Genomic DNA, 18,271 nt, shown 5'->3' on the forward strand with positions numbered 1-18,271 from the left:
AAAATCTACGACAGTATCTCCATTGATCATGGGTGCGGCGTAGCGTCTGCGTGAGATTACCGCGCGCCACGAATTCTCTTTTTCCGGTCCCGCTCCGGCCGGGACGGAAAGGTCTTACCGATGTCCATTCCACCCTGCCCGCGAGGGAGCGCACAATGTCTGATCCCGTAACCGTCACACTCGTGGATCCACCCCCGGAGCCGAACGGGTCAGCCGGTCGCTCGTCCCGGCAACCGGTGGTCAGCGACGTGCCCGACCACGACCTCGTCACCGACGGCGACAGCGCGGCCGGCGCGCCGGAGACGGCGCCCTTCCCGCCGTTCCTCCTGCGCCGATCCGGCGTCTATCGTCTCGCTGTGCCCGTCTTCCTGCCTCGAGCACCGGTCGCGGATCCGGTCGCCGGTGCTGACGGCGAGCAGGCGGCCGCCGGGCCGGTCTTCCCGGTTCTCGGCACCGAGGAGTTGCGGGTCGACGTCGACGGAGTCATGCCGACCATGACCGTCAGCGGCACCGTCACGCGGATATTCGGCGGCCGGCTCACCTGGATGGCCCGGGTGACAAAGAACCAGAATGTATGGACCGGCCCGATCATCTATCGCGACGGAAATACCGCGTTGCGGCCCTTCGACAACGTGTCGGTCACCTTGACCGGCGGTCTGCTGCCCCTTTCGGGCCATGCGACGGTGGTCTTCAGCACCACGTCCGGATCATCGGTGAAAATGCATTACCGATACGAGAAGGCGGCGTTCCGCGAGGTCACCTTCGAGTACGACAGAGTCAGCGACGCGACAGCCGTCACGTCGCACCATCCGTCGACCCACCCGGTGCGCGCCCCGGGCGCGCCGGCCACGATGCTGACGATCGAATCGGCGTTCGCGCGCGTCGGCATCAAGGTGACCGGCACCGGGGACGACAACGTCATCGACATCTCGGAGGCCGGTCCGGGGGCCACCTGGTCCGACCAGGAGATGCACGACGCGATGCAGCGGCACTGGTCGCTCTGGGCCGATGCGCCGCGGTGGGCGGTGTGGGTCCTCTTCGCCCGCCTGCACGACCAGGGTTCGACGCTGGGCGGCATCATGTTCGACGACATCGGCACGGCGCAACGGCAGGGCACGGCGATCTTCGGCGGCTCGTTCATCGAGCAGGCGCCGGCCGGCGAGGCGAATCCGGGGCCGTGGGTCGAGCGGATGAAATTCTGGACGGCGGTGCACGAGATCGGGCACGCCTTCAACCTCGCCCACGCCTGGCAGAAGTCGCTCGGCACCGCGTGGGTGCCGCTGGCCGACGAGCCGAGCTCGTTGAGCTACATGAACTACCCGTTCCGGTATCCGGGCGGACTGGACGCCTTCTTCAGCGCCTTCGAGTACGGCTTCAGCCCCGACGAACTGCTCTTCCTCCGGCACGCCCCGGAGCGGCTGGTGAAGCAGGGCGCCGCGCCGTGGTTCAGTGAGCACGGCTTCGAGCAGGAGGCGTTCGATGAGCTGCGCGCGGCGGTCACCGGACCGCTGGCGCTCGATCTGCGGGTGCACCGGGATTCGTCCTTCGAGTTCCTCGAGCCGGTCGTCGCGGAGCTCCGCCTCAAGAACGTCTCCTCGACGCCCGCCGTGGTCGACCGGAACGCGTTGCGGGACGACGGCCTCGCGATCGTGGTCGCCAAGGACGGTGGCCCGGTGCGCCGGTGGCTGCCGTTCGCCCGTTACTGCCAGGCGCCGGCGCCCGTGGTCCTCCAGCCGGGTCAGGCGATCTACGGTTCGGTCCTGCTCTCGGCCGGTACGGGCGGCTGGCTGATCAGCGACCCCGGCAACTACCGGGCCTTCGCCGCCCTCGATCTCGGCGGCGGCGACGCGGCGCTCAGCGTGCCCCTGCGCATCGTCGTGGACCCGCCCGCGAGCCCTGGCGCGGAGCGGCTGGCCGGCGAGGTGTTCACCCAGGACGTGGCCCACACGCTGGCGTTCGGCGGTTCACGCGTGCTGAAGCGGGCCAACGACACCCTCCGTCAGCTGGCCGAGGAACTGCCCGGTTCCAACGCCGCCGTCCATGCCAAGGCGGTCCTGGGCACCCCGCTGGCGTCGGACGGCAAGGTGCTCACCACCACGCCGAGCGGGCAGGAGGCGGTGTCCGTTCAGCCGGCGGCCCCCGAGGAGGCACGCCGGCTGCTGGCGGACGCGCTCGGCGACTACGACCGGGCCGCCGACACCATCGGTCACATCGGAGTGAAGCAGCAGACCGAGCGGCTGGCCGGGGTCATGGTGGCCGATGACGACGTCGCCGCCCGGGACGCCCTGATCGACGAGTCCGCCGCCACGCTGGAGCGCCGCGGCGTGTTGCCCGGCGTCGTGGCGGAGCTGCGACAGCAGAGCTGACGGCGGGCGGCGTCCGTGGACCTCAGCTGTCCAGGCGGACCAGCATCTTTCCGGTGTTGGCCCCGCTCAGCACCCCGAGCAGCGCGGCCGGAGCCTGGGCCAGGCCGTGCACCACGGTCTCCTCGGTACGCAGGGCTCCGGCCCGCAGCCAGCCGCTCGCCCGCTCGATCCACTCCGGAAAGAGGGGGAAGTACGAGGTCACCAGGACGCCGCGCAGGGTCAGTTCCTTCCAGTACGCCTGATAGAGGTTCTCCGGTCCGGGCACCGGCCCGGTCGCGTTGTACGAGCTGACCGCCCCGACCAGGGCGATGCGGGCGCCGCTGCGGGCGGCCCCGATCGCCGCGGCCAGGTGGTCGCCGCCCACCGTGTCGACGTAGACGTCGATGCCCTGCGGGGCGGCCCGGGTGAGTTGCTCCGCGATCGGACCGGCCTGGTAGTCGATCGCCACGTCGAAGCCGAAGTCGGTGGCCAGCCGCTTGGCCTTGTCCGGCCCGCCGGCCGACCCGATCACCGTGCCGGCGCCCAGCAGGCGGGCCAGCTGCCCGGCCACGCTGCCGACCGCACCGGCCGCACCGGACACGAACACGGTGTCACCGGACCGGACCGGTGCAGCCTCGGTCAGCGCCGCGTACGCGGTCAGCCCGGTCGTGCCCAGCACCCCGAGATACGCCTGCGCGGGCCCGGCCGTGGTGTCCAGCACCGTCGCGCCCGCGGCGTCGACGACGGCATAGTCGCGCCACCCCAGGAAGTGCGAGACCGTGGCGCCGCTCGCGACGGTGGCCGACCGAGACTCGACGACCTCGCCGATCGCGCCGCCCTCCAGCACGGCACCCACCTGGAACGGCGGCAGGTAGGACGGCTCGTCGTTCATCCGCCCGCGCATGTACGGATCGACCGACATCCAGGTGTTGCGAACGAGGAGCTGCCCGTCGGCGAGCGGCGGCACCGCCTCACGGACGAGGTGGAAGTGCTGGGGGCCGGGGACGCCGGCGGGGCGGCCGGCCAGCCGGATCTCCCGGCCGATGAGGTTGGTGACCATGCCGTTCAGCGTGCGGCCCCGGCCCCGGCCCAGCCAGACTCCTGGGTTGGGTACCCACCGGATGGCTACCCTGGCGCGGTGGACACTCGTGCGGAGTTGACCGGCTTCCTGATGTCGCGGCGCGCCCGGCTGCAGCCCGAGACCGTCGGGGTGCCGCGCTACGGCGAGCGCCGCCGGGTGCCCGGTCTGCGCCGCGAGGAGCTGGCCCAGCTCGCCGGGGTGAGCGTCACCCACTACACGCGGCTGGAGCAGGGCCACGGCCGCGGCGTGTCGGCCGAGGTGCTCGACGCGGTCGCCGGTGCCATGCGGCTGACCCGCGACGAGCGTGAGCACCTGACGAATCTGGTCCATCCACCTCGGCTCGGGCCCGGCCCGGCCGGCTCGGCGGTGCGCGCCGACCTGCGCTGCCTGATCGACGGGATGGACCCCACGCCCGCGTTCGTGCACGGCCGGCACGGCGACATCCTCGCCTGTAACGACGCGGCCGGACGGTTGCTGGGCGATCTCGACGCGCTGCCCGCCGAGCGGCGTACCTGGTCACATCTGGTGTTCCTGGAGGGTCCGTTCCGGTCCATGGTCGCCGGCCCGGGGTGGGAGCTGCTGGCCCGCCGGCACGTCGCGTACCTCCGGTTGGGTCTGGGCCGTTATCCCGGGGACCCGGGACCGGCCGGTGTCGTCGAGTCGCTGCACGCCGCCAGCGCCGACTTCCGCCGGCTGTGGACCGAGCACGAGGTGGCCGACTGGGCCGACGTCACCTGCCGGCTGCGGCATCCGGTGGTGGGCGACATCGAGATCGCGGTCGACGTGATGAAGGCGATCGGGGAGCCGGACCAGTGGCTCGTCAGCTTCACGACCCAGCCCGGATCACCCTCGCAGGATGCATTGCGCCGGCTGGCGAATCCCGGCTGAGTCCGTTACCTGACTGCTGTTCCCGCGGATTGACGGATAGTGAAGGGCTTGGATTCGCGGCAGGAGGACGGGCATGGTCCCGCAACCGCACGACAGAGACGTCGAGAACAGAGTCGTCGAGATCCGGGTGCACGGCGTCAGCGGTACGCCGATCGAGTCGGTTCTCGACGACCCGTGGCCGGCTCAGGTCGCCGGGGACGACGCCGGGCGCATCTTCCGGCGTAGCGGGGCGCACCCGTCCGGCCGGGTGATCGAGGGCTACCACTGGGGCCGGTACACCGCGGGATCACCGTCCCGGGCGCTGTGGCTCCTGCTGGTGCCGTTCGCGCTGGTGAACGTGGCCCGCTTCGCGCTGCTGATGCCCGAGCGGCGGCGGACCCGCGACGGGGTGGCCGACGGCGTGATCCGGCTGCTGGGCCTGGTGCTGACCGTGACGATCGTGGTGACCACCTGCTATCTGGGTTGGAACGTGCTGGCCCGCCAGTGCGGCCCGGGCGCGTGCTCCGGCGGCTTCGGGCCGCTCGACTGGTACGCCGGCCGGTCGCCGGGCGTGCGGGAGCTGGTCGGCGCGCTGCTGCCGATCACGGTCCTGGTGGTGTTCTGGCAGTTCGACCGGTTGTCGTTCCCGCACGACCCGCCGGGCGTCGCGCGGCGGCAGCGCCGGGGCAGCAACGGCGACCTCGGTGATCCGGGCTTCTGGCGCGGCGCCTCCGCGCAGACGTCCTGGCAGCGGGCCGCGCACGTGTGGACCGGCTGCGCCGTAGCGGGTCTGCTGGCGCTGGCCATGCTCGGCCGCCCCGGCGTCTGGGCCGGGCAGCACGCGGTCTTCACGGTGGCGTGCGCGCTCGTCGCCGCGGTCCTGACGGCCGGCCTGGTCAGCGGGGTGTGGCAGGTCATCCGCAACCCCATGCCGAAGGAGACGGAGGCTGTCCCCGACGGCCGCGACCCGGTGGCCCTGCGGCCGGGCATGCGGGCGATGCGGTTGTCCACCGCGGCAGCCGCCCTGGCCGCCGTCGGGCTGGCCGCGATCGGGCTGGACCACGTCACGCCCGCGGCGCCGCAGGAGGTGGGCGCGATCTTCTCCGCGGTCGCCAACGGCGTGTTCGCACTGCTCGGCGCGGTGCTGCTGGTGCTGCTCGGGGTCTGTGCGCTGCTCGCGTACGGGTCGGGTGGCCGCCGGCTGCGGCTCGGCGACGGTGACCGTCCGACGATTCCGGTGTCGTTTCGGCCCTTCTACTTCGGCATGGCGGGCTGGCTCGGTGCGGCGCTCGGCGCGACAGCCGGGATGGGCATGAGCGCGGCCGCCGTGTTCTGGACCGCCCGGGCGCTGGGTGACCCGGTGGTCGACGGAACGCGGACGCAGCCGCAGCAGATCGAGATCGCGGCGGTCTACTGGATCATGGCGGCGGTCTGGGGTGCCCTGGCCGTCGTGCTGGTCGTGGCGCTGCTGCCGCTGGCCGCGTGGCTGCTGCGCCGGCGGATGTGGTGGCTGCTGGTGCCGGCTCTGCTGGCCGCCGGGGGTACGGCGGCCTGGGCAGTGCTGGCCCACCCGGGTCCTGACGTGCTGTCCCGGCAGGCGGAGTGGCTCATCGTGGGTCTGGTCCTGGTGCTCGCGGTCGCCTTCGTGGTCTTCTTCACCGGCCGCGACAGTTTCCGGCGCCTGCTCAGCGAGGACTACACCGACAACGAGAAGCTGATCCGGGCCCAGGCGCGGGTGGCCGGCCGCTGGCGGATCGCGATGATCCGCTACCGCTACCACCATGTCCTGGGGCTGCTCGCCACTCTGGGCGGGCTCGCGGTGATCGTGTCGGCGGGCGCCTGCGCCTGGCTGCTGGCCGCGTCCGACGAGCCGCCCCGCGCGCTGATGGGCAACGCGACCGGCCCGCTCGGTCAGCTCGGCGTGGTGGTCGTCTCGTTCGGCGCGACCGGGCTGGTGGTGCTCGGGCTCGGCACGTGGCGACGGGCCGGGCTGCGTACCACCGTCGGGGTGATCTGGGATCTGCTGTCGTTCTGGCCGCGGGTCGGCCACCCGCTGTGCCCGCCGCCGTACGGCGGCCGGGCCGTCCTCGCGCTGGCCGGCCGGGCCTCGCAGTGGGCCAACCGCGGTGTGCCCAAGGGCGCGCGGGCCGACCAGGTGGTCCTGTCCGGACACAGCCAGGGCAGCGTGATCACGCTGGCGGCGTGCGCGGTCATCCTGGACCAGGCGGCCGGCAAGGCGGGGGAGCGGGGAGCCGAGGACGACCTGAACTTCGCCCGGTCCCGGGTCACCGCCGAGCGGCTCCACATGATCACGTACGGCTCCCAGCTGCAGTTCCTCTACGCCCGGTTCTTCCCGTCGTACCTGGGGTTCGCCCGCATCAGCGAGGTCTGCACCGCCGGCCTGCGCCGGCGCTGGCTCAACGCGTTCCGGTGGACCGATCCGCTGGGCGGCCCGGTGCTGTCCTGGCAGGTGCCGAAGGCCGGGGAGAAGTTCGGCCCGGACCTCACCGAGTGGCTCACCATGGGTTGCGACCCGGCCTGCACCGAGCACCGGCCGGTCGTCCGATGCGGCTGCACCGATCCCTGCCCGAGCCGGCGGAGACCCGCCGGGGAATGCCCGGAACCGCGCTACTGGGCGATCGGTGCGGACGTGCGGCTGCGGGATCCGGCCACGATCGTGGACTCGCCGGACGTGCCCCGGCTGGCGGCCCGGGGACACAGCGGATACCTGTCCGACCCGGCGTACGAGGTCCTGCTGCAGGACCTGCTGGACGGCGCGCTGGGGCTGCCGGGGACGGCGGAATGCCGGCGGCCGGCGGTACGCGGTCCTAGTCCCGCCCCCGTGTCATGAGGGCCTGGATGCCGTCGAGGAGCAGGTTGAGGCCGAAGGTGAAGTCGGCATCGTCGATCCACTGGTCGGCGCTCCCGAACGCGTTCTCGCGGACGGCGGCGGTCAGCTCCGGGTAGCCCTCCGGATCGAGGACCTCGCCGAGGATGTCGCCGTACTCGGTGAGCCCGGCGATCGCTTCGCTGCCGGCGGTCGCCGTGCCGGTCATGGCGTGGACCATGGCAGCCTGCCGGGCGGCGTAGTTGGTGAGCGCGACCGCGATGTTGATCCGTTCGCCGTAGCCCAGGCCGGTGCCGGCCAGCGCCGCGAGCGCGCGGTCCAGCCAGCGCAGTGACCGGGGTCCGGTCGGCGGGGTGTGCTGGTTCAGCGCCAGCAGCCAGGGCCGGCCGAGCAGGAAATCGCGGTTGGCGCGGGTCCAGCCGGTCAGATACGCCCGCCAGTTCCCGCCGTCGTAGGCCGGTGGCTCGGGCACGGCGGCGTCCGCCATCACGATCAGCAGCTCGTCCTTGCTGCCGACGTAGCGGTACAGCGACATCGTCGCCATCGCGACCTCGGCGGCGACGCTGCTCATCTTCACGCCCTCCAGGCCGTCGCGGTCGGCGACGTGGATGGCGGCCGCCACGATGCGGGCCAGGTCGAGGCTGGGCCGCGGCCCGTGGCGGGGGGTGGTCTCCCGGCCCCACATCCGGGCCACCACGGGGGGAAGCCTGCGTTCCGCCACGTTGAAAGTCTCCTCGTTCGCACCCGCGGGTCTTGCGCTCACTCTAGATCTCCGCGACTCTGTATCTCATACGCTGTATAACGTACACAGTAATGAGAGGCTGATCGTGACCACACCAACGCCGGACCGGCGCGTCCGTGACGTGGACGCGCTGCGGGGCTTCGCGCTGTTCGGGATCTTCGCCGTCAACGTCACCTTCATGGCCTCGGGCTATCCGGGAAACCTGGTCACCGACCCGGCCTTCGACTCGGGGCTCGACCACGCCGTGCGCACGCTCTCCTCGGTCCTCATCGACATGAAGTTCTACGTGCTGTTCTCGTTCCTCTTCGGCTACAGCTTCACCCTGCAGATGGCGGCGGCACGGCGGGCCGGCGCGGCCTTCCCGGGGCGCATGCTGCGCCGCATCGGTGGCCTCTTCGTGCTCGGCGGCCTGCACATCCTCTTCCTGTACGGCGGTGACGTCCTCACCACGTACGCGGTGGCCTGCCTGGCGCTGCTCCTGCTGCGCAACGTGACCGACCGTACGGCGATCGCGATCGCGGCCGGCCTCTACGCCCTGGTGCTGGCCAGCCTGATCGTGGCCGCGATGGTCGTGGACCGGTCGGCTTTCCTGCCGGGTGAGGCCGAGGCACTGGCCAATGCCGAGGCGTCGACGCGGGCGCTGCTCGGCGGCTGGGGGCCGAACTTCGACGAGCACCTGGCCGGTCTGCCCCTGCTGGTGCTGCAGGCGGTCACTCTGCAGGGCCCGACCGCGCTGGGCCTGTTCCTGCTCGGCATGGTCGCCGGGCGCCGGGAGTGGCTGACCCGGATCTCCGGCGGGATGCCCGCCCTGCGCCGGATCCAGTGGATCGGATTCCCGGTCGGCCTGCTCGGCTCGATCACCTACGCCGCCGCCGGCGGCAACACCAACACCCTGGGGGTGGCGGCCAGCGTCGCCACGGCGCCGGCCCTGGCGGCCGCGTACGTCGCGACGCTGCTGCGGATCATGCACCACCCGGGTACGGCGGCGGTCCGGGCGGCGCTGGCCCCGGCCGGCCGGATGGCCCTCACCAACTACCTGGGCCAGTCCGCGATCGGCCTGCTGACGTTCACCGGCATCGGCCTGGGGCTGGCCGGCACCTTGTCGCCGCCGGCGCTGTTCGCGTACGCCGTGGCGGTGTTCCTGGTCCAGCTGGTGGTCAGTGCCGTGTGGCTGCGGCGGTTCCGCTACGGCCCGGTCGAGTGGGTGCTGCGCTGGCTGACGAACGCGCGCCGGCCCGCCTTCGTCGTCCCCGCCGTCGAGGGCCGGCCCGCCACCGTCCCCCGACCTTGACGAGCGCCGGCGATGATCCCTCCTTGCCAAACGCGTAACACACTGGTTACGCTTCCGCGGTGGACGAGGTGGCGGCGGCGATCGCCGACCCGGTGCGGCGGGACATCCTGGTGATGTTGCGGGAGCAGTCGCTGCCCGCGGGGGAGATCGCCGGCCGGTTCGCCATCAGCCGGCCCGCCGTCAGCCGGCACCTGCGGGTGCTGCGGGAGAGCGGGCTGGTCCGCGACACGCTCGTCGGTCGCCGGCGCGTCTACGAGATCGACCCGTCGCGGTTCGCCGACCTGATCGGGTGGCTCGCGCAGTTCGCCGCCGCCGGTTGGGAGCGGCGCCTCGACGCGCTGGAGACCGAGGTCTATCGCACCCGTCGTGAGCGCCGCCGGGGTGCCACGACGGATCAACGACAGGAGAACACGGCATGACCAGTTCACCCATCGGCCGGCTCTTTCCCACCGCCGACGGCGCCGACCTCGTCGTCAACCGCACGTTCCGGGCGCCCATCGAGGACGTCTGGGCCAGCGTGACCGAATCCGACCGCACCGCCCGCTGGTTCGGCGCGTGGCAAGGTGATGCCGCCCCGGGAGCCACGATCAAGGTGCAGATGGCCTTCGAGGAGCAGTCACCGTGGTTCGACTTCCGGATCGACGCGTGTGAGCCGCCGCGGCGCCTGGCCGTGTCGATGATCGACCAGTCCAGCAACCAGCGGTTGGAGCTGCTGCTGTCGCACGCCGACGGCCGGACCGAGCTGCGGCTGGTGCACCACCTCGACAACCCGGCCGAGGCCGGCGACATGGGACCCGGCTGGGAGTACTACCTCGACATGCTGGTGGCGGCCCGCGACGGCCTGCCCACGCCGGACTTCGGCGACTACTACCCGGCGATGAAGCCGTACTACGAAGGGCTGCTGACCCAGACCGACCCGGCGTGACCGGCCGGCCGCGCGGCGCCGCGGGGCGCCCGCGGCCCACCCGTCCCTGATCTTCCGCAGAACGCGCTGACGACCGTCGATCCGAAGCCGGTTGAGATCCGTATCACTGTGAGGCCGGGTGCAGGGACCCGGCGAGCGGAGGCGCCACGGTGAACGGCAGGCATGGCAAGCGACCGCCGGAGTCCGCGCCGGGCCCGGACGCGTCCGACGGCCGGGACTGGTTCGAGCCGCGCGCTGCCGTGACCGAGCCGACGCAGGTCCTTCCGCTCGTCTCCGCGTCGCCGCCCCGGCTGCCACCGCCGATGGTGGTCGCCCGCGCGGTGATCGTCTACCAGGAACGGCCCCGGCGCCCCTGGCGGCTCTGGGTCTTCACCGTGGCGCTCGTGGCGCTGACCGTGGGCGTCGTCCTCGGGCAGACGGCCGCGTTCGACCCGGTCTACCGGCCGGCGGCGGGCGCGCAGACCGAACCGCCACCGGTCGTGCCGTCGCCGAGCACGCTCCAGCAGCCGTGGCCGGAGGCCGCGCACCGGGTGACCGCGCCGCTCGGCGCGGTGCGGACGCGTCGGTTCGAGGTGGCCGGCGCCTCGGCGGTGCTGCGCGTCCGCGGCGTGGATCTCGGCGAGAACCTGCTCGACATCGCCACGACGGACCGCGGCGCGATCCCCGCTCTCACCGAGACGGAGAAGAGTTCCCGGCTCGAGCTGACCCCGACCGGGCAGGCCGGGACGGTGGGGGCCGAGATCCAGCTCAACTCGAAGGTGGCGTGGACCCTCAAGCTCGCCGGCGGCTCGTCCGAGCAGCTCATCGACATGCGTACCGGCGGCGTGGCCGGCATCGAGGTCACCGGGGGCACCAACCAGCTGGTTCTGCAGCTGCCCGAGCCGAAGGGCACCGTACGAATCTCGGTCAGCGGCACGGTCGGGGAGCTGATCGTGCGCACTGCGGGTGGCACCCCGGTCCGGCTCCGCCTGCGCGGTGGCGCGAAGACCGCCACCGTCGCGGGCCCGCCCCGCAAGGCCAAGGCCGGCGCCACGCTGACCTCCCCGGGTTGGTCGGCCGCCAAGAACCGCTACGACCTGGTCGCCTCCGACGCGGTGACCTCGGCCAGCTGGGCGGCGTCCTGAGACCCGGGATCAATTCGGATGGATCAGAACCTTCAGTCCGGTACGGGCGGCAGCCGCGCTCAGGGCGGTGGTGACCGCACTCAGCGGGAACACGTCGGAGACGATCGGCGCCAGGTCGACCAGGCCCCGCTCGGCCAGGTCGATCGCCCGCGGGTAGACCTCGCCCATCCGGCGGACCATGACCAGCGTCAGGCCCTTCCGGCGGGCGAGCCCCGCACTGAACGAGGTGCGGTCCCCGTCGGGGATGCCGACCAGCACGACCCGGGCCCCGGGCTTGGCCAGCCGCAGCGCCGTGTCCACGGCCGCATCCGAGCCGGACACCTCGAAGACCACGTCGGCGACACCGGCCGCGTCGGCGTCGGCCGCCTCGGCCCCGAACGACGCGGCGACGGCCATCCGGTGCGCCAACGGCTCGGCGGCCAGCACCCGGGTGGCGCCGTGCCGGCGAGCCAGCTGAACGAGCAGCAGGCCGATCGGTCCGCAGCCGACCACCGCCACCGTCGAAGCCATCCGCAGGTGCGCGAGGTCCAGGGCGTGCAGCGCGACACCGAGCGGTTCGAGCAGGGCGCCGTCGTCGTCGGAGAGGCCGTCCGGCAGCGGGTGCAGGCGGTCGGCCGGCCAGGTCAGGAACTGGCGCAGGCCGCCGTCGCAGGAGCCGTGCCCGGCGAAGACCACCTGGGGGCACAGGTTGCCGTACCCCTCCCGGCAGGGCTCGCAGACGCCGCACGGAATGGCCGGGTCGATCGCCACCCGGCGCCCGTCCTCGGGCCCGCCCCGGATGACACCCGCCATCTCGTGGCCGAGCACGAGCGGCCGGGCCAGCACGGCGTCCCCGATCCCGCCCTCGGTGAACCAGTGCAGGTCGGAGCCGCAGATGCCGACCGAGGTCACCTCGACGAACCGCACGTCGGCGCTGCCGGGCGCGGGACGGTCCTCGGCGTGCAACCGCACGTCCCCGGCGCCATGGAGACGGGCCACCTGCATGCTGAACTCGGTCACGGATGGACGCTAACACCGTTGCGGGGATCGCGAGTTGCCGATGCACCAGTCATGATCGGGACATGAACGACGCCGCGGTGCCCCGCCCATGACCGCCGCCGACCTGCGGGCGCTGCTCGCCGCCGACCGCCTCACCCACGTACCAGGGGTCTGGGATCCGGCGAGCGCCGCGCTGGCGGTCCGGGCCGGGCACCGGGCCGTGCACCTGTCCGGGCAGGCGATCGCCGCTACCATGCTGGGCCGGCCGGACCTCGGCTTCACCCCGGCCACGCAGATCGCGGACCGCGCGGCGACCCTGACGCCGGCGCTCGACGGCGTGCCGCTGCTCGCCGACGCGGACATCGGCTACGACAATCCGGACGACGCGGTGTGGACGGCGCTCGCCTACCAGCGGGCCGGGATCAGCGGGATCATCCTGGACGACGGCGCGGACGCCGTGCGGTCGGCCGCCCGGATCACCGCGCTGGCCGCGCAGGCACCCGGCATCGCGGTGATCGCGCGGGTCCGCAGCGGCAGGTTCACCGGGACGATCGAGCGGTGCCGGGCGTACGCGGCCGCCGGCGCGGACGCGGTTCTCCCGGTGGACATCTCCGAGGCGGAGGGGCTCGGCCGGTTGCGAGCGGCGCTGCCCGCCGTACCGCTGGTGGTGAGCCGATCCGAGAGCGCGAGCGGCCGCGGGCGCTTGACCGGCGCGGAGCTGGCCGGCTTCGGGGTACGCCTGGTGCTGCACCCGCTTGCTGCTGTGCTCGCGGCATTGCGGGCGGCGTCGCTGACCTACCGCGCGATCCTGGACGAGGGCGACGCCGAGGGAGTGGACCGGATTCCGCTGGCCGCGCTCGCGACGGTGACCGATTGGCCGGCGGCTGATGTCGCCGTCGCGCGCGGCACCGACAGGATCGACACCTGAGGCCGGTTAATGGGTTGTCCGCCCGGCGGGGCGGGCCCTACCGTATGGATCAACACCGAACGCACCGAGATGGTCAGGAGACCGAGATGTTGTGGCAGCCCTCGAACACCGCGCGCCGGCTCACGCCGTGTCGCGAGGCTGGCGTGGAGCTGACCGGACGGCTCGGTGCGGTCAGCGGCCGGAACAACGGCCAGCAGGAATCGGGTAGGCGGCGCGGCTAGCGCACCTCGGCACAGCCGCCGCCCACGCCCTCACGGGCCGGGCGGCTTTTTCGTATCCCCCTACGGGTGTAGCTCAATCGGTAGAGCAACGGTCTCCAAAGCCGTGTGTTGCGGGTTCGACTCCTGCCGCCCGTGCTCCACGCCCCGGTTCCGGCCGGCGGCAACGGTGTTTGAAAACTCCACAGTGGATGACAGCAGAACGTCCGCCGCACTCTCGGATGCGGCGGTGACGCCCGTGAGGCTGAGGGAGGTAGACCACCGGACTCTCGATCCGGAGGACCGGGTTCGACCCCCGGACGGGCGACGGCACCACCTTTGGCGGCCCGGTGGGCCCGGCGGACGCGCCGGCCCGGCGACGGCCGCCCGGAGCCGGGAAGGGGCGGGGGACACCGCGCGCCGGCTACCACGGGTCTCGACCCGTGGCGGCTCGCCGGCCGGGAAGAGCGCAACCCGGCCAACGCGGAAGGTCACCACCCCCTCCCGGCGCCCCTGTCGCGGGGCATGCGGCTGTAGCTCAGTGGTAGAGCGCGACGTTGCCATCGTCGAGGTCCCGGGTTCGAGCCCCGGCAGCCGCTCCACACGTTCCGGCAGCGCGCTCACGTGGCGCTGCACCCGGCCGGCGGGGCCGCGACCTCGCCGGCCCCCTTGCGGGCTGGTGCAATCCGGCAGCACACCCGGCTCTGAACCGGGAGGTCGGGGGTTCGAATCCTCCGCCCGCAGCTCACGCCCTCGTAGCCCAACGGCAGAGGCCCGACGTTGAGGACGTCGCCAGTGCGCGTTCGAATCGCGCCGAGGGCACGCAGTATCACGCCAGCGCAGCACGACCGGTCGTGCACCCGTTTCGTAATCGGGAGGTAGCGGGTTCGAGTCCCGCCGCTGGCTCAACACCTGGGCTCGTAGCTCATCTGGTAGAGCGCCCGTGTCGCAAGCGGGAGGTGGCCGGTTCGACTCCGGCCGGGTCCACGCAGGAAACCGCCGGTAGCGGCGGTCAGGGAGAACCCGCCTCGGCGCGGTGGACGAAAGGTAGAGTCGCCCGGTTTTCGCCCGGGACATGTGCGGGTTCGAATCCCGTCCGCGCTGCACGGTCCGGCGTCGCCCAATCGGCAGGGCAGCGCACTGTTAATGCGTACAGGTGAAGGTTCGAGTCCTTCCGCCGGAGCAGATCCCCGGCCCGTGTGGGAGCATGGCGCCATGATGATCGACCGAAAGGGTCATGCCGCGTAAGCGGCCGGGCGCGATCCGCGCCACACCACCAGCCGCCCGTCGTGCCGTCCGCCAGTGGACCGGCGAAGGCGGTGGTCCCATCGACCGGCTGTCTCCCGCCGCCACCGCCGTCGTCCGAGCGGTCGAGCTCGGCGGTTGTCTGGGTCGGTACGCCCAGGACGGAAAGGGTTACGACTCCGACCTCTTCAGCGAACACATCCGTCCCGGGCACACTGCCACTTTCCTGGCGCAGTATCGCGAGTTTCTCCGGCAGCCCGGACACAAGCTCCGCCTCGAAGCGTCGCTCTGTCCCGCCTGTCCCGGCTGCCAGTACGACGATCTGGCGGTCGTGCGGGACGCGCTGGAGGCCGTGACCCGTCGCCTGCCACCGCCGGCCCGCATGGAGATGCGCCGACTGCTGAGCCGCCTCGACGACGAGTTCCGGCGCCGCACCCTTCCCGACTCCCTTCCCCGGACGAGTTGGAATGGCGACCCGCTGCCCTGGTGGCATCGGCGAATCTACAAGAACTGATGGTCTGCCCTCGTAGCTCAGCGGACAGAGCACCGGATTCCGGATCCGGGGGCCGCTGGTTCGATCCCAGCCGGGGGCACGCACGGCCGTATGCCCGAGTGGTCAGGGGCCCGTCTGCAACACGGGACACGCCGGTTCGAATCCGGCTTCGGCCTCGAGGCTGTCATCCACTGGGGAGTGCCTACTGTGACGTGGGTCTCGCGACGAGAATGCAGGGACGTCCGGGCCGCGGCCACAAGGAGACGTGACCTACTCAATCGGCCTGGGGGACATCGTGGTGCACCCGGGCGTCGCGCTGGTGGCCTCCGCCGCGGACGAGGATCTGTGGCCGCTGATCACCGCCGGGCACCACGGCGCCTTCACCGTCCTGTACGAGCGCCACGCCGAGGCGGTGTGGAACTACGCGTACCGGTTGACCGCGTCCTGGAGCGAGGCGGACGACCTGCTGTCCGTGGTGTTCCTGACCGCCTGGCGCCGCCGCCGTGACCTGCGCCTGGTCCACGGCAGCGCCCTGCCCTGGCTGTACGTGGTGACGACCAACGTGTGCCGTGGTGAGCGCCGCCGGCTCGCCCGCCTGTTCCGCGCCCTGCCCCGGCTGCTCGCCCCGGACACCCCCGACCACGCGGAACGCCTCGCCGAGCACGACGCCGCCGGGGACCGCCTGCGCCGCGTCCTCGCCGCCGTCGACCGCCTGCCCCGCGCCGAACGCGAAGCCGTCCAGTTGTGCCTGCTCGGCGGCACCCCGGTCGCCGACGCCGCCGCCATGTGGGGCATCTCGGCGTCCAGCGTGCATTCCCGTCTCGCCCGCGCCCGGGCCCGCCTGCACGACCTCGTCCTGGAGGACCCCGATGCCTGATCTCGGCGATCTGCCCGCGCACCGTCCACTGCCGGCGACCGTACGCCGGGACGCACGCCGCCGCCTGCAGGCCGGTCTCGCCCCCCGCTCGGGCCGGGCTGTCGTGGGCGCCCTCGCGCTCGCCCTCACCGTCCTGGCCGTCCCGCTGGGTGCCGCGGTGCTCACGGTGGGCTCGCGGACGGACGTGACACCGGCCGCCGGAGCGGAGATTCCCCAACTTCAGGCTGTGCCGCCCGAGCAGATGTTCGATGCGCGTAGTGGTGCGCCGAGGGACGCGGCCCGGCGCTGTACGGCCGCCGGGGGCCGGGAAGCCGCCCGGTGGCAGCCCATCCTGACGGTCTCCGCGCGGGGCGACACCGTCGTGGCGTACCGCACCGGGTCCGGTGCGCGCTTCTGTGAGCTCACGCCCGCGACGGTCGCCCTGTCTGCCGCCGCTTCCGCTGCCGGCGACGGCACCCCGAGGATCACGTACGTGTCAGCGCTCGGCACCGTGGCCGGCGTGACCGGCCCGGGGACCGGGGACGTGACCGTGTTCGACCCGGGCACGCCGGACCCGATGACCGAGAGCGGCAACCCGGCGGTGACCCGCGACGGCGTGTTCGTGCTCCCGAACACCTTCTCCGGAACCATCGGCTCCCTGCGGCTCACGGCCGGCGCGACCTCGATCGTCGTGGAAGCCGCCGACCTCCCGCGAGCCGTCACACCTCGTACGGATCGCCCGCAGCCCGCGGGGGACGCGTCGTCGGCGGCCGGCCGCGGCCTGGCCGACTGTCTCGGCGGCGCGACCCCGCCGATCGTGGACCCGCACGCGTGGCAGCCGGGCGCTGTCCTGGCGCTCAACGACAACGAACGGATCCTGCTCGGCCGCTACCACGACCTGCTCGCGGTATGCGTCCGCCGCGGTGCCCCCGGAGCTCCCGGCACCCCCACGGTGACGGTCGACGAGGGCGGTGCGAGCAGCGGTCTGCGCACCGCCGAGGCCGACGGGAACGCGCTCTTCTTCACCCGGACCGTCTTCTACGGCTTCCGCGCCACGTCGCAGGGAGCCTCGGCGAGCGACACGGTGGCCGTCACGGGCCTGGTCAAGGACCCGCGCGTCGCCACGGTCAGCATCAGCCGGCCGCACCGCGCCGCGGTCACCGCGCCGGTCACCGGCGGCACGTTCATCCTCCCCGGGATCGGCCTGAACGAGGGCGCCGGCCCGGACGGCGACCGTAGCCGCATCAGCGCCCTCGACAGCCAAGGCCGTCCCCTCGGCAGCGCCATGATCAGCTCCTGAGGACCCGCTGTTGCCGCCCGCTCTCGGCGCCGTTTTCGTCCGGTGGACCTGGTGCCGGGCGGTACTGCATCGCGGCTGGTGGCTGGTGGCTGGTGGCTGGTGGCCGGCGTCTACCTCGTCCTGGACGCCCTCCTGGTCGCCGCCGGGCTCGTGGTCCGGCGGCGACGGGACCGGGGCATCTCCTAGGACGGCGAGGCGGTCGGCTTCGGCGAGTACCGGTCCTTGCACTCCGCCACGGTCAGGCAGGCGAAGACGAGCTGATCGACGCCGGGCAGGTTCTTCACCGGGGCCTGGGCGTCGCGGACCTTCCGGACCGCGGTGATGTCGGTCATCCGCACCTCGAAGCTCTCCGGGAAGTGCTCCGGGCCGATCTCGTCCACTCCGGCCGGGTTCGCCGAGAAGAGCTGCCGGGTCCTCTCGTACGCCTCCTGCTTGTCCGTGAACGTGAGACCGGTGAAGCCCGGGAGGCCCCGCACCGCCGTCTCGACGCTCTGGCGCTGCGCCGCGGTGGCGTCGTGCTTCAGCATCACCGTGAACGACGCGTTCTCGTCCAGGATCTGCTGGATCTGCTCGTCCTGCGACGGGCCCGGGTCATCGCCGAACAGACCGCATCCGGTGACCCCGGCCACCGCCAGCAACAGGACGACAACGATCTTCAAGGCGCGCACGGTGAGTCATGCTAGCCCTGACGAAGGATCGACGCCTGCCCGAATCAACCGGCCGGGCGCTGCGACGATGAGGCGATGCGGGAGCGGTTCGGATCCGGGCGGCGGCCGCGCCGGCCGGGCCGCCGGCACTTCGTGTCCTACGTGTACGCAGGATGCCGTCCTGGCCTTTGTCGCAGGGCAGGTCGCCCGTCGCTCTTGGTCAAACCCTCACGTCCCGATTCCCCCGTACGCGCTGCGTAACCGGGCGAGGGCGACCTGTTCCCCTGCAACGTGACCAATAGTCGTCTGCGGACCTTGTGCGAAGCGTGGGAGACTGGTGACGTTCCTTGTAGATTTCTTGAATCCCCTGGTGGGGACGGTCTAACGAAGGGTGTGCTGAGGTC

At 72.4% G+C, this 18,271-nt stretch carries 16 protein-coding genes and 11 tRNA genes; 23 read left to right on the top strand and 4 right to left on the bottom strand.

Annotated elements, in window-relative coordinates; all coding sequences use genetic code 11:
- Positions 1-155: 155 nt before the first annotated feature.
- The gene (locus Aau02nite_RS28865; RefSeq protein ID WP_212991747.1) at positions 156-2,366 is read left to right on the top strand and encodes a zinc metalloprotease; all 2,211 of its coding nucleotides are present in this window, start codon (positions 156-158) and stop codon (positions 2,364-2,366) included.
- Positions 2,367-2,388: 22 nt separating this feature from the next.
- On the opposite strand, the gene Aau02nite_RS28870 is transcribed toward Aau02nite_RS28865, so the two are convergent.
- Positions 2,389-3,405, bottom strand: a complete 1,017-nt coding sequence (locus Aau02nite_RS28870; protein ID WP_212991748.1) for an NADP-dependent oxidoreductase — start codon at positions 3,403-3,405, stop codon at positions 2,389-2,391.
- Between the two features lie 78 nt (positions 3,406-3,483).
- Between Aau02nite_RS28870 and Aau02nite_RS28875 the strand changes: the two genes are divergently transcribed.
- On the top strand, positions 3,484-4,314 hold the full coding sequence (locus tag Aau02nite_RS28875; RefSeq protein WP_212991749.1) for a helix-turn-helix domain-containing protein: 831 nt from the start codon (positions 3,484-3,486) through the stop codon (positions 4,312-4,314).
- 73 nt (positions 4,315-4,387) lie between these two features.
- Positions 4,388-7,144: a hypothetical protein gene (locus Aau02nite_RS28880; RefSeq protein ID WP_212991750.1), complete on the top strand. Its 2,757-nt coding sequence runs from the start codon at positions 4,388-4,390 to the stop codon at positions 7,142-7,144.
- Here the strand turns inward: Aau02nite_RS28880 and Aau02nite_RS28885 are convergent.
- Positions 7,122-7,904, bottom strand: coding sequence for a TetR/AcrR family transcriptional regulator (locus Aau02nite_RS28885; protein WP_212991751.1), 783 nt, complete (start codon positions 7,902-7,904; stop codon positions 7,122-7,124). The two genes, Aau02nite_RS28880 and Aau02nite_RS28885, sit on opposite strands and share 23 nt — an antisense overlap.
- 64 nt (positions 7,905-7,968) lie before the next feature.
- Here Aau02nite_RS28885 and Aau02nite_RS28890 point away from each other — a divergent pair, with 64 nt between their 5' ends.
- The 4 genes from Aau02nite_RS28890 (at position 7,969) to Aau02nite_RS28905 (ending at position 11,223) form a co-directional block, all read left to right on the top strand.
- The gene (locus Aau02nite_RS28890) at positions 7,969-9,174 is read left to right on the top strand and encodes a DUF418 domain-containing protein (RefSeq protein WP_246595523.1); all 1,206 of its coding nucleotides are present in this window, start codon (positions 7,969-7,971) and stop codon (positions 9,172-9,174) included.
- 59 nt (positions 9,175-9,233) lie between these two features.
- A complete protein-coding gene (locus Aau02nite_RS28895) occupies positions 9,234-9,593 on the top strand; it encodes a metalloregulator ArsR/SmtB family transcription factor (protein WP_212991752.1) in 360 nt (119 codons plus the stop codon).
- A complete protein-coding gene (locus Aau02nite_RS28900) occupies positions 9,590-10,099 on the top strand; it encodes an SRPBCC family protein (RefSeq protein WP_212991753.1) in 510 nt (169 codons plus the stop codon). Before Aau02nite_RS28895 ends, Aau02nite_RS28900 begins: the two co-directional genes overlap by 4 nt.
- 149 nt (positions 10,100-10,248) lie before the next feature.
- A complete protein-coding gene (locus Aau02nite_RS28905) occupies positions 10,249-11,223 on the top strand; it encodes a hypothetical protein (RefSeq protein ID WP_212991754.1) in 975 nt (324 codons plus the stop codon).
- A gap of 9 nt (positions 11,224-11,232) precedes the next feature.
- Here Aau02nite_RS28905 and Aau02nite_RS28910 read toward each other — a convergent pair whose 3' ends face one another.
- The gene (locus Aau02nite_RS28910) at positions 11,233-12,222 is read right to left on the bottom strand and encodes a zinc-dependent alcohol dehydrogenase (RefSeq protein ID WP_246595524.1); all 990 of its coding nucleotides are present in this window, start codon (positions 12,220-12,222) and stop codon (positions 11,233-11,235) included.
- A gap of 88 nt (positions 12,223-12,310) precedes the next feature.
- On the opposite strand from Aau02nite_RS28910, the gene Aau02nite_RS28915 reads away from it, so the two are divergent.
- From Aau02nite_RS28915 to Aau02nite_RS47505, 16 genes are all read left to right on the top strand, one after another.
- The gene (locus Aau02nite_RS28915) at positions 12,311-13,129 is read left to right on the top strand and encodes an isocitrate lyase/phosphoenolpyruvate mutase family protein (RefSeq protein WP_212991755.1); all 819 of its coding nucleotides are present in this window, start codon (positions 12,311-12,313) and stop codon (positions 13,127-13,129) included.
- Between the two features lie 283 nt (positions 13,130-13,412).
- A tRNA-Trp gene (locus tag Aau02nite_RS28920) sits at positions 13,413-13,485 on the top strand.
- Between the two features lie 95 nt (positions 13,486-13,580).
- Positions 13,581-13,654 (top strand) — tRNA-Glu (locus tag Aau02nite_RS28925).
- 199 nt (positions 13,655-13,853) lie between these two features.
- Positions 13,854-13,928 (top strand) — tRNA-Gly (locus Aau02nite_RS28930).
- Positions 13,929-13,996: 68 nt separating this feature from the next.
- Positions 13,997-14,070 (top strand) — tRNA-Gln (locus Aau02nite_RS28935).
- Positions 14,071-14,075: 5 nt separating this feature from the next.
- Positions 14,076-14,148: transfer RNA gene (locus tag Aau02nite_RS28940), tRNA-Leu, on the top strand.
- Positions 14,149-14,159: 11 nt separating this feature from the next.
- Positions 14,160-14,232: transfer RNA gene (locus Aau02nite_RS28945), tRNA-Thr, on the top strand.
- A gap of 8 nt (positions 14,233-14,240) precedes the next feature.
- Positions 14,241-14,313, top strand: a tRNA-Ala gene (locus Aau02nite_RS28950).
- A gap of 43 nt (positions 14,314-14,356) precedes the next feature.
- Positions 14,357-14,430 (top strand) — tRNA-Glu (locus Aau02nite_RS28955).
- A 5-nt stretch (positions 14,431-14,435) separates the two neighbouring features.
- Positions 14,436-14,509, top strand: a tRNA-Asn gene (locus Aau02nite_RS28960).
- A 54-nt stretch (positions 14,510-14,563) separates the two neighbouring features.
- A complete protein-coding gene (locus tag Aau02nite_RS28965; RefSeq protein WP_212991756.1) occupies positions 14,564-15,085 on the top strand; it encodes a hypothetical protein in 522 nt (173 codons plus the stop codon).
- Positions 15,086-15,091: 6 nt separating this feature from the next.
- A tRNA-Arg gene (locus tag Aau02nite_RS28970) sits at positions 15,092-15,164 on the top strand.
- Positions 15,165-15,169: 5 nt separating this feature from the next.
- Positions 15,170-15,240, top strand: a tRNA-Cys gene (locus Aau02nite_RS28975).
- An 89-nt stretch (positions 15,241-15,329) separates the two neighbouring features.
- Positions 15,330-15,941, top strand: a complete 612-nt coding sequence (locus Aau02nite_RS28980; protein ID WP_246595525.1) for an RNA polymerase sigma factor — start codon at positions 15,330-15,332, stop codon at positions 15,939-15,941.
- Positions 15,934-17,220 (top strand): hypothetical protein, encoded by a 1,287-nt coding sequence (locus tag Aau02nite_RS28985; protein ID WP_212991757.1) that lies wholly within the window; start codon positions 15,934-15,936, stop codon positions 17,218-17,220. The genes Aau02nite_RS28980 and Aau02nite_RS28985 overlap by 8 nt, the downstream gene beginning before the upstream one ends.
- Before the next feature lie 51 nt (positions 17,221-17,271).
- Positions 17,272-17,406, top strand: a complete 135-nt coding sequence (locus tag Aau02nite_RS47505) for a hypothetical protein (RefSeq protein ID WP_281421050.1) — start codon at positions 17,272-17,274, stop codon at positions 17,404-17,406.
- Here the strand turns inward: Aau02nite_RS47505 and Aau02nite_RS28990 are convergent.
- Complete coding sequence (locus tag Aau02nite_RS28990; RefSeq protein WP_212991758.1) at positions 17,403-17,888, bottom strand: permease-like cell division protein FtsX; 486 nt, start codon at positions 17,886-17,888, stop codon at positions 17,403-17,405. The genes Aau02nite_RS47505 and Aau02nite_RS28990 overlap by 4 nt on opposite strands.
- Between the last annotated feature and the right edge of the window lie 383 nt (positions 17,889-18,271).

This window comes from Actinoplanes auranticolor (assembly GCF_018332655.1).
Lineage (GTDB): Bacteria > Actinomycetota > Actinomycetes > Mycobacteriales > Micromonosporaceae > Actinoplanes > Actinoplanes auranticolor.

Bases quoted from the DNA above. Each gene is read 5' to 3' on its own strand.
- Aau02nite_RS28865 (WP_212991747.1), top strand. From the start codon at position 156: ATGTCTGATCCCGTAACCGTCACACTCGTGGATCCACCCCCGGAGCCG.
- Aau02nite_RS28870 (WP_212991748.1), bottom strand. From the start codon at position 3,405: ATGGTCACCAACCTCATCGGCCGGGAGATCCGGCTGGCCGGCCGCCCC.
- Aau02nite_RS28880 (WP_212991750.1), top strand. From the start codon at position 4,388: ATGGTCCCGCAACCGCACGACAGAGACGTCGAGAACAGAGTCGTCGAG.
- Aau02nite_RS28900 (WP_212991753.1), top strand. From the start codon at position 9,590: ATGACCAGTTCACCCATCGGCCGGCTCTTTCCCACCGCCGACGGCGCC.
- Aau02nite_RS28915 (WP_212991755.1), top strand. From the start codon at position 12,311: ATGACCGCCGCCGACCTGCGGGCGCTGCTCGCCGCCGACCGCCTCACC.
- Aau02nite_RS28965 (WP_212991756.1), top strand. From the start codon at position 14,564: ATGCCGCGTAAGCGGCCGGGCGCGATCCGCGCCACACCACCAGCCGCC.
- Aau02nite_RS28985 (WP_212991757.1), top strand. From the start codon at position 15,934: ATGCCTGATCTCGGCGATCTGCCCGCGCACCGTCCACTGCCGGCGACC.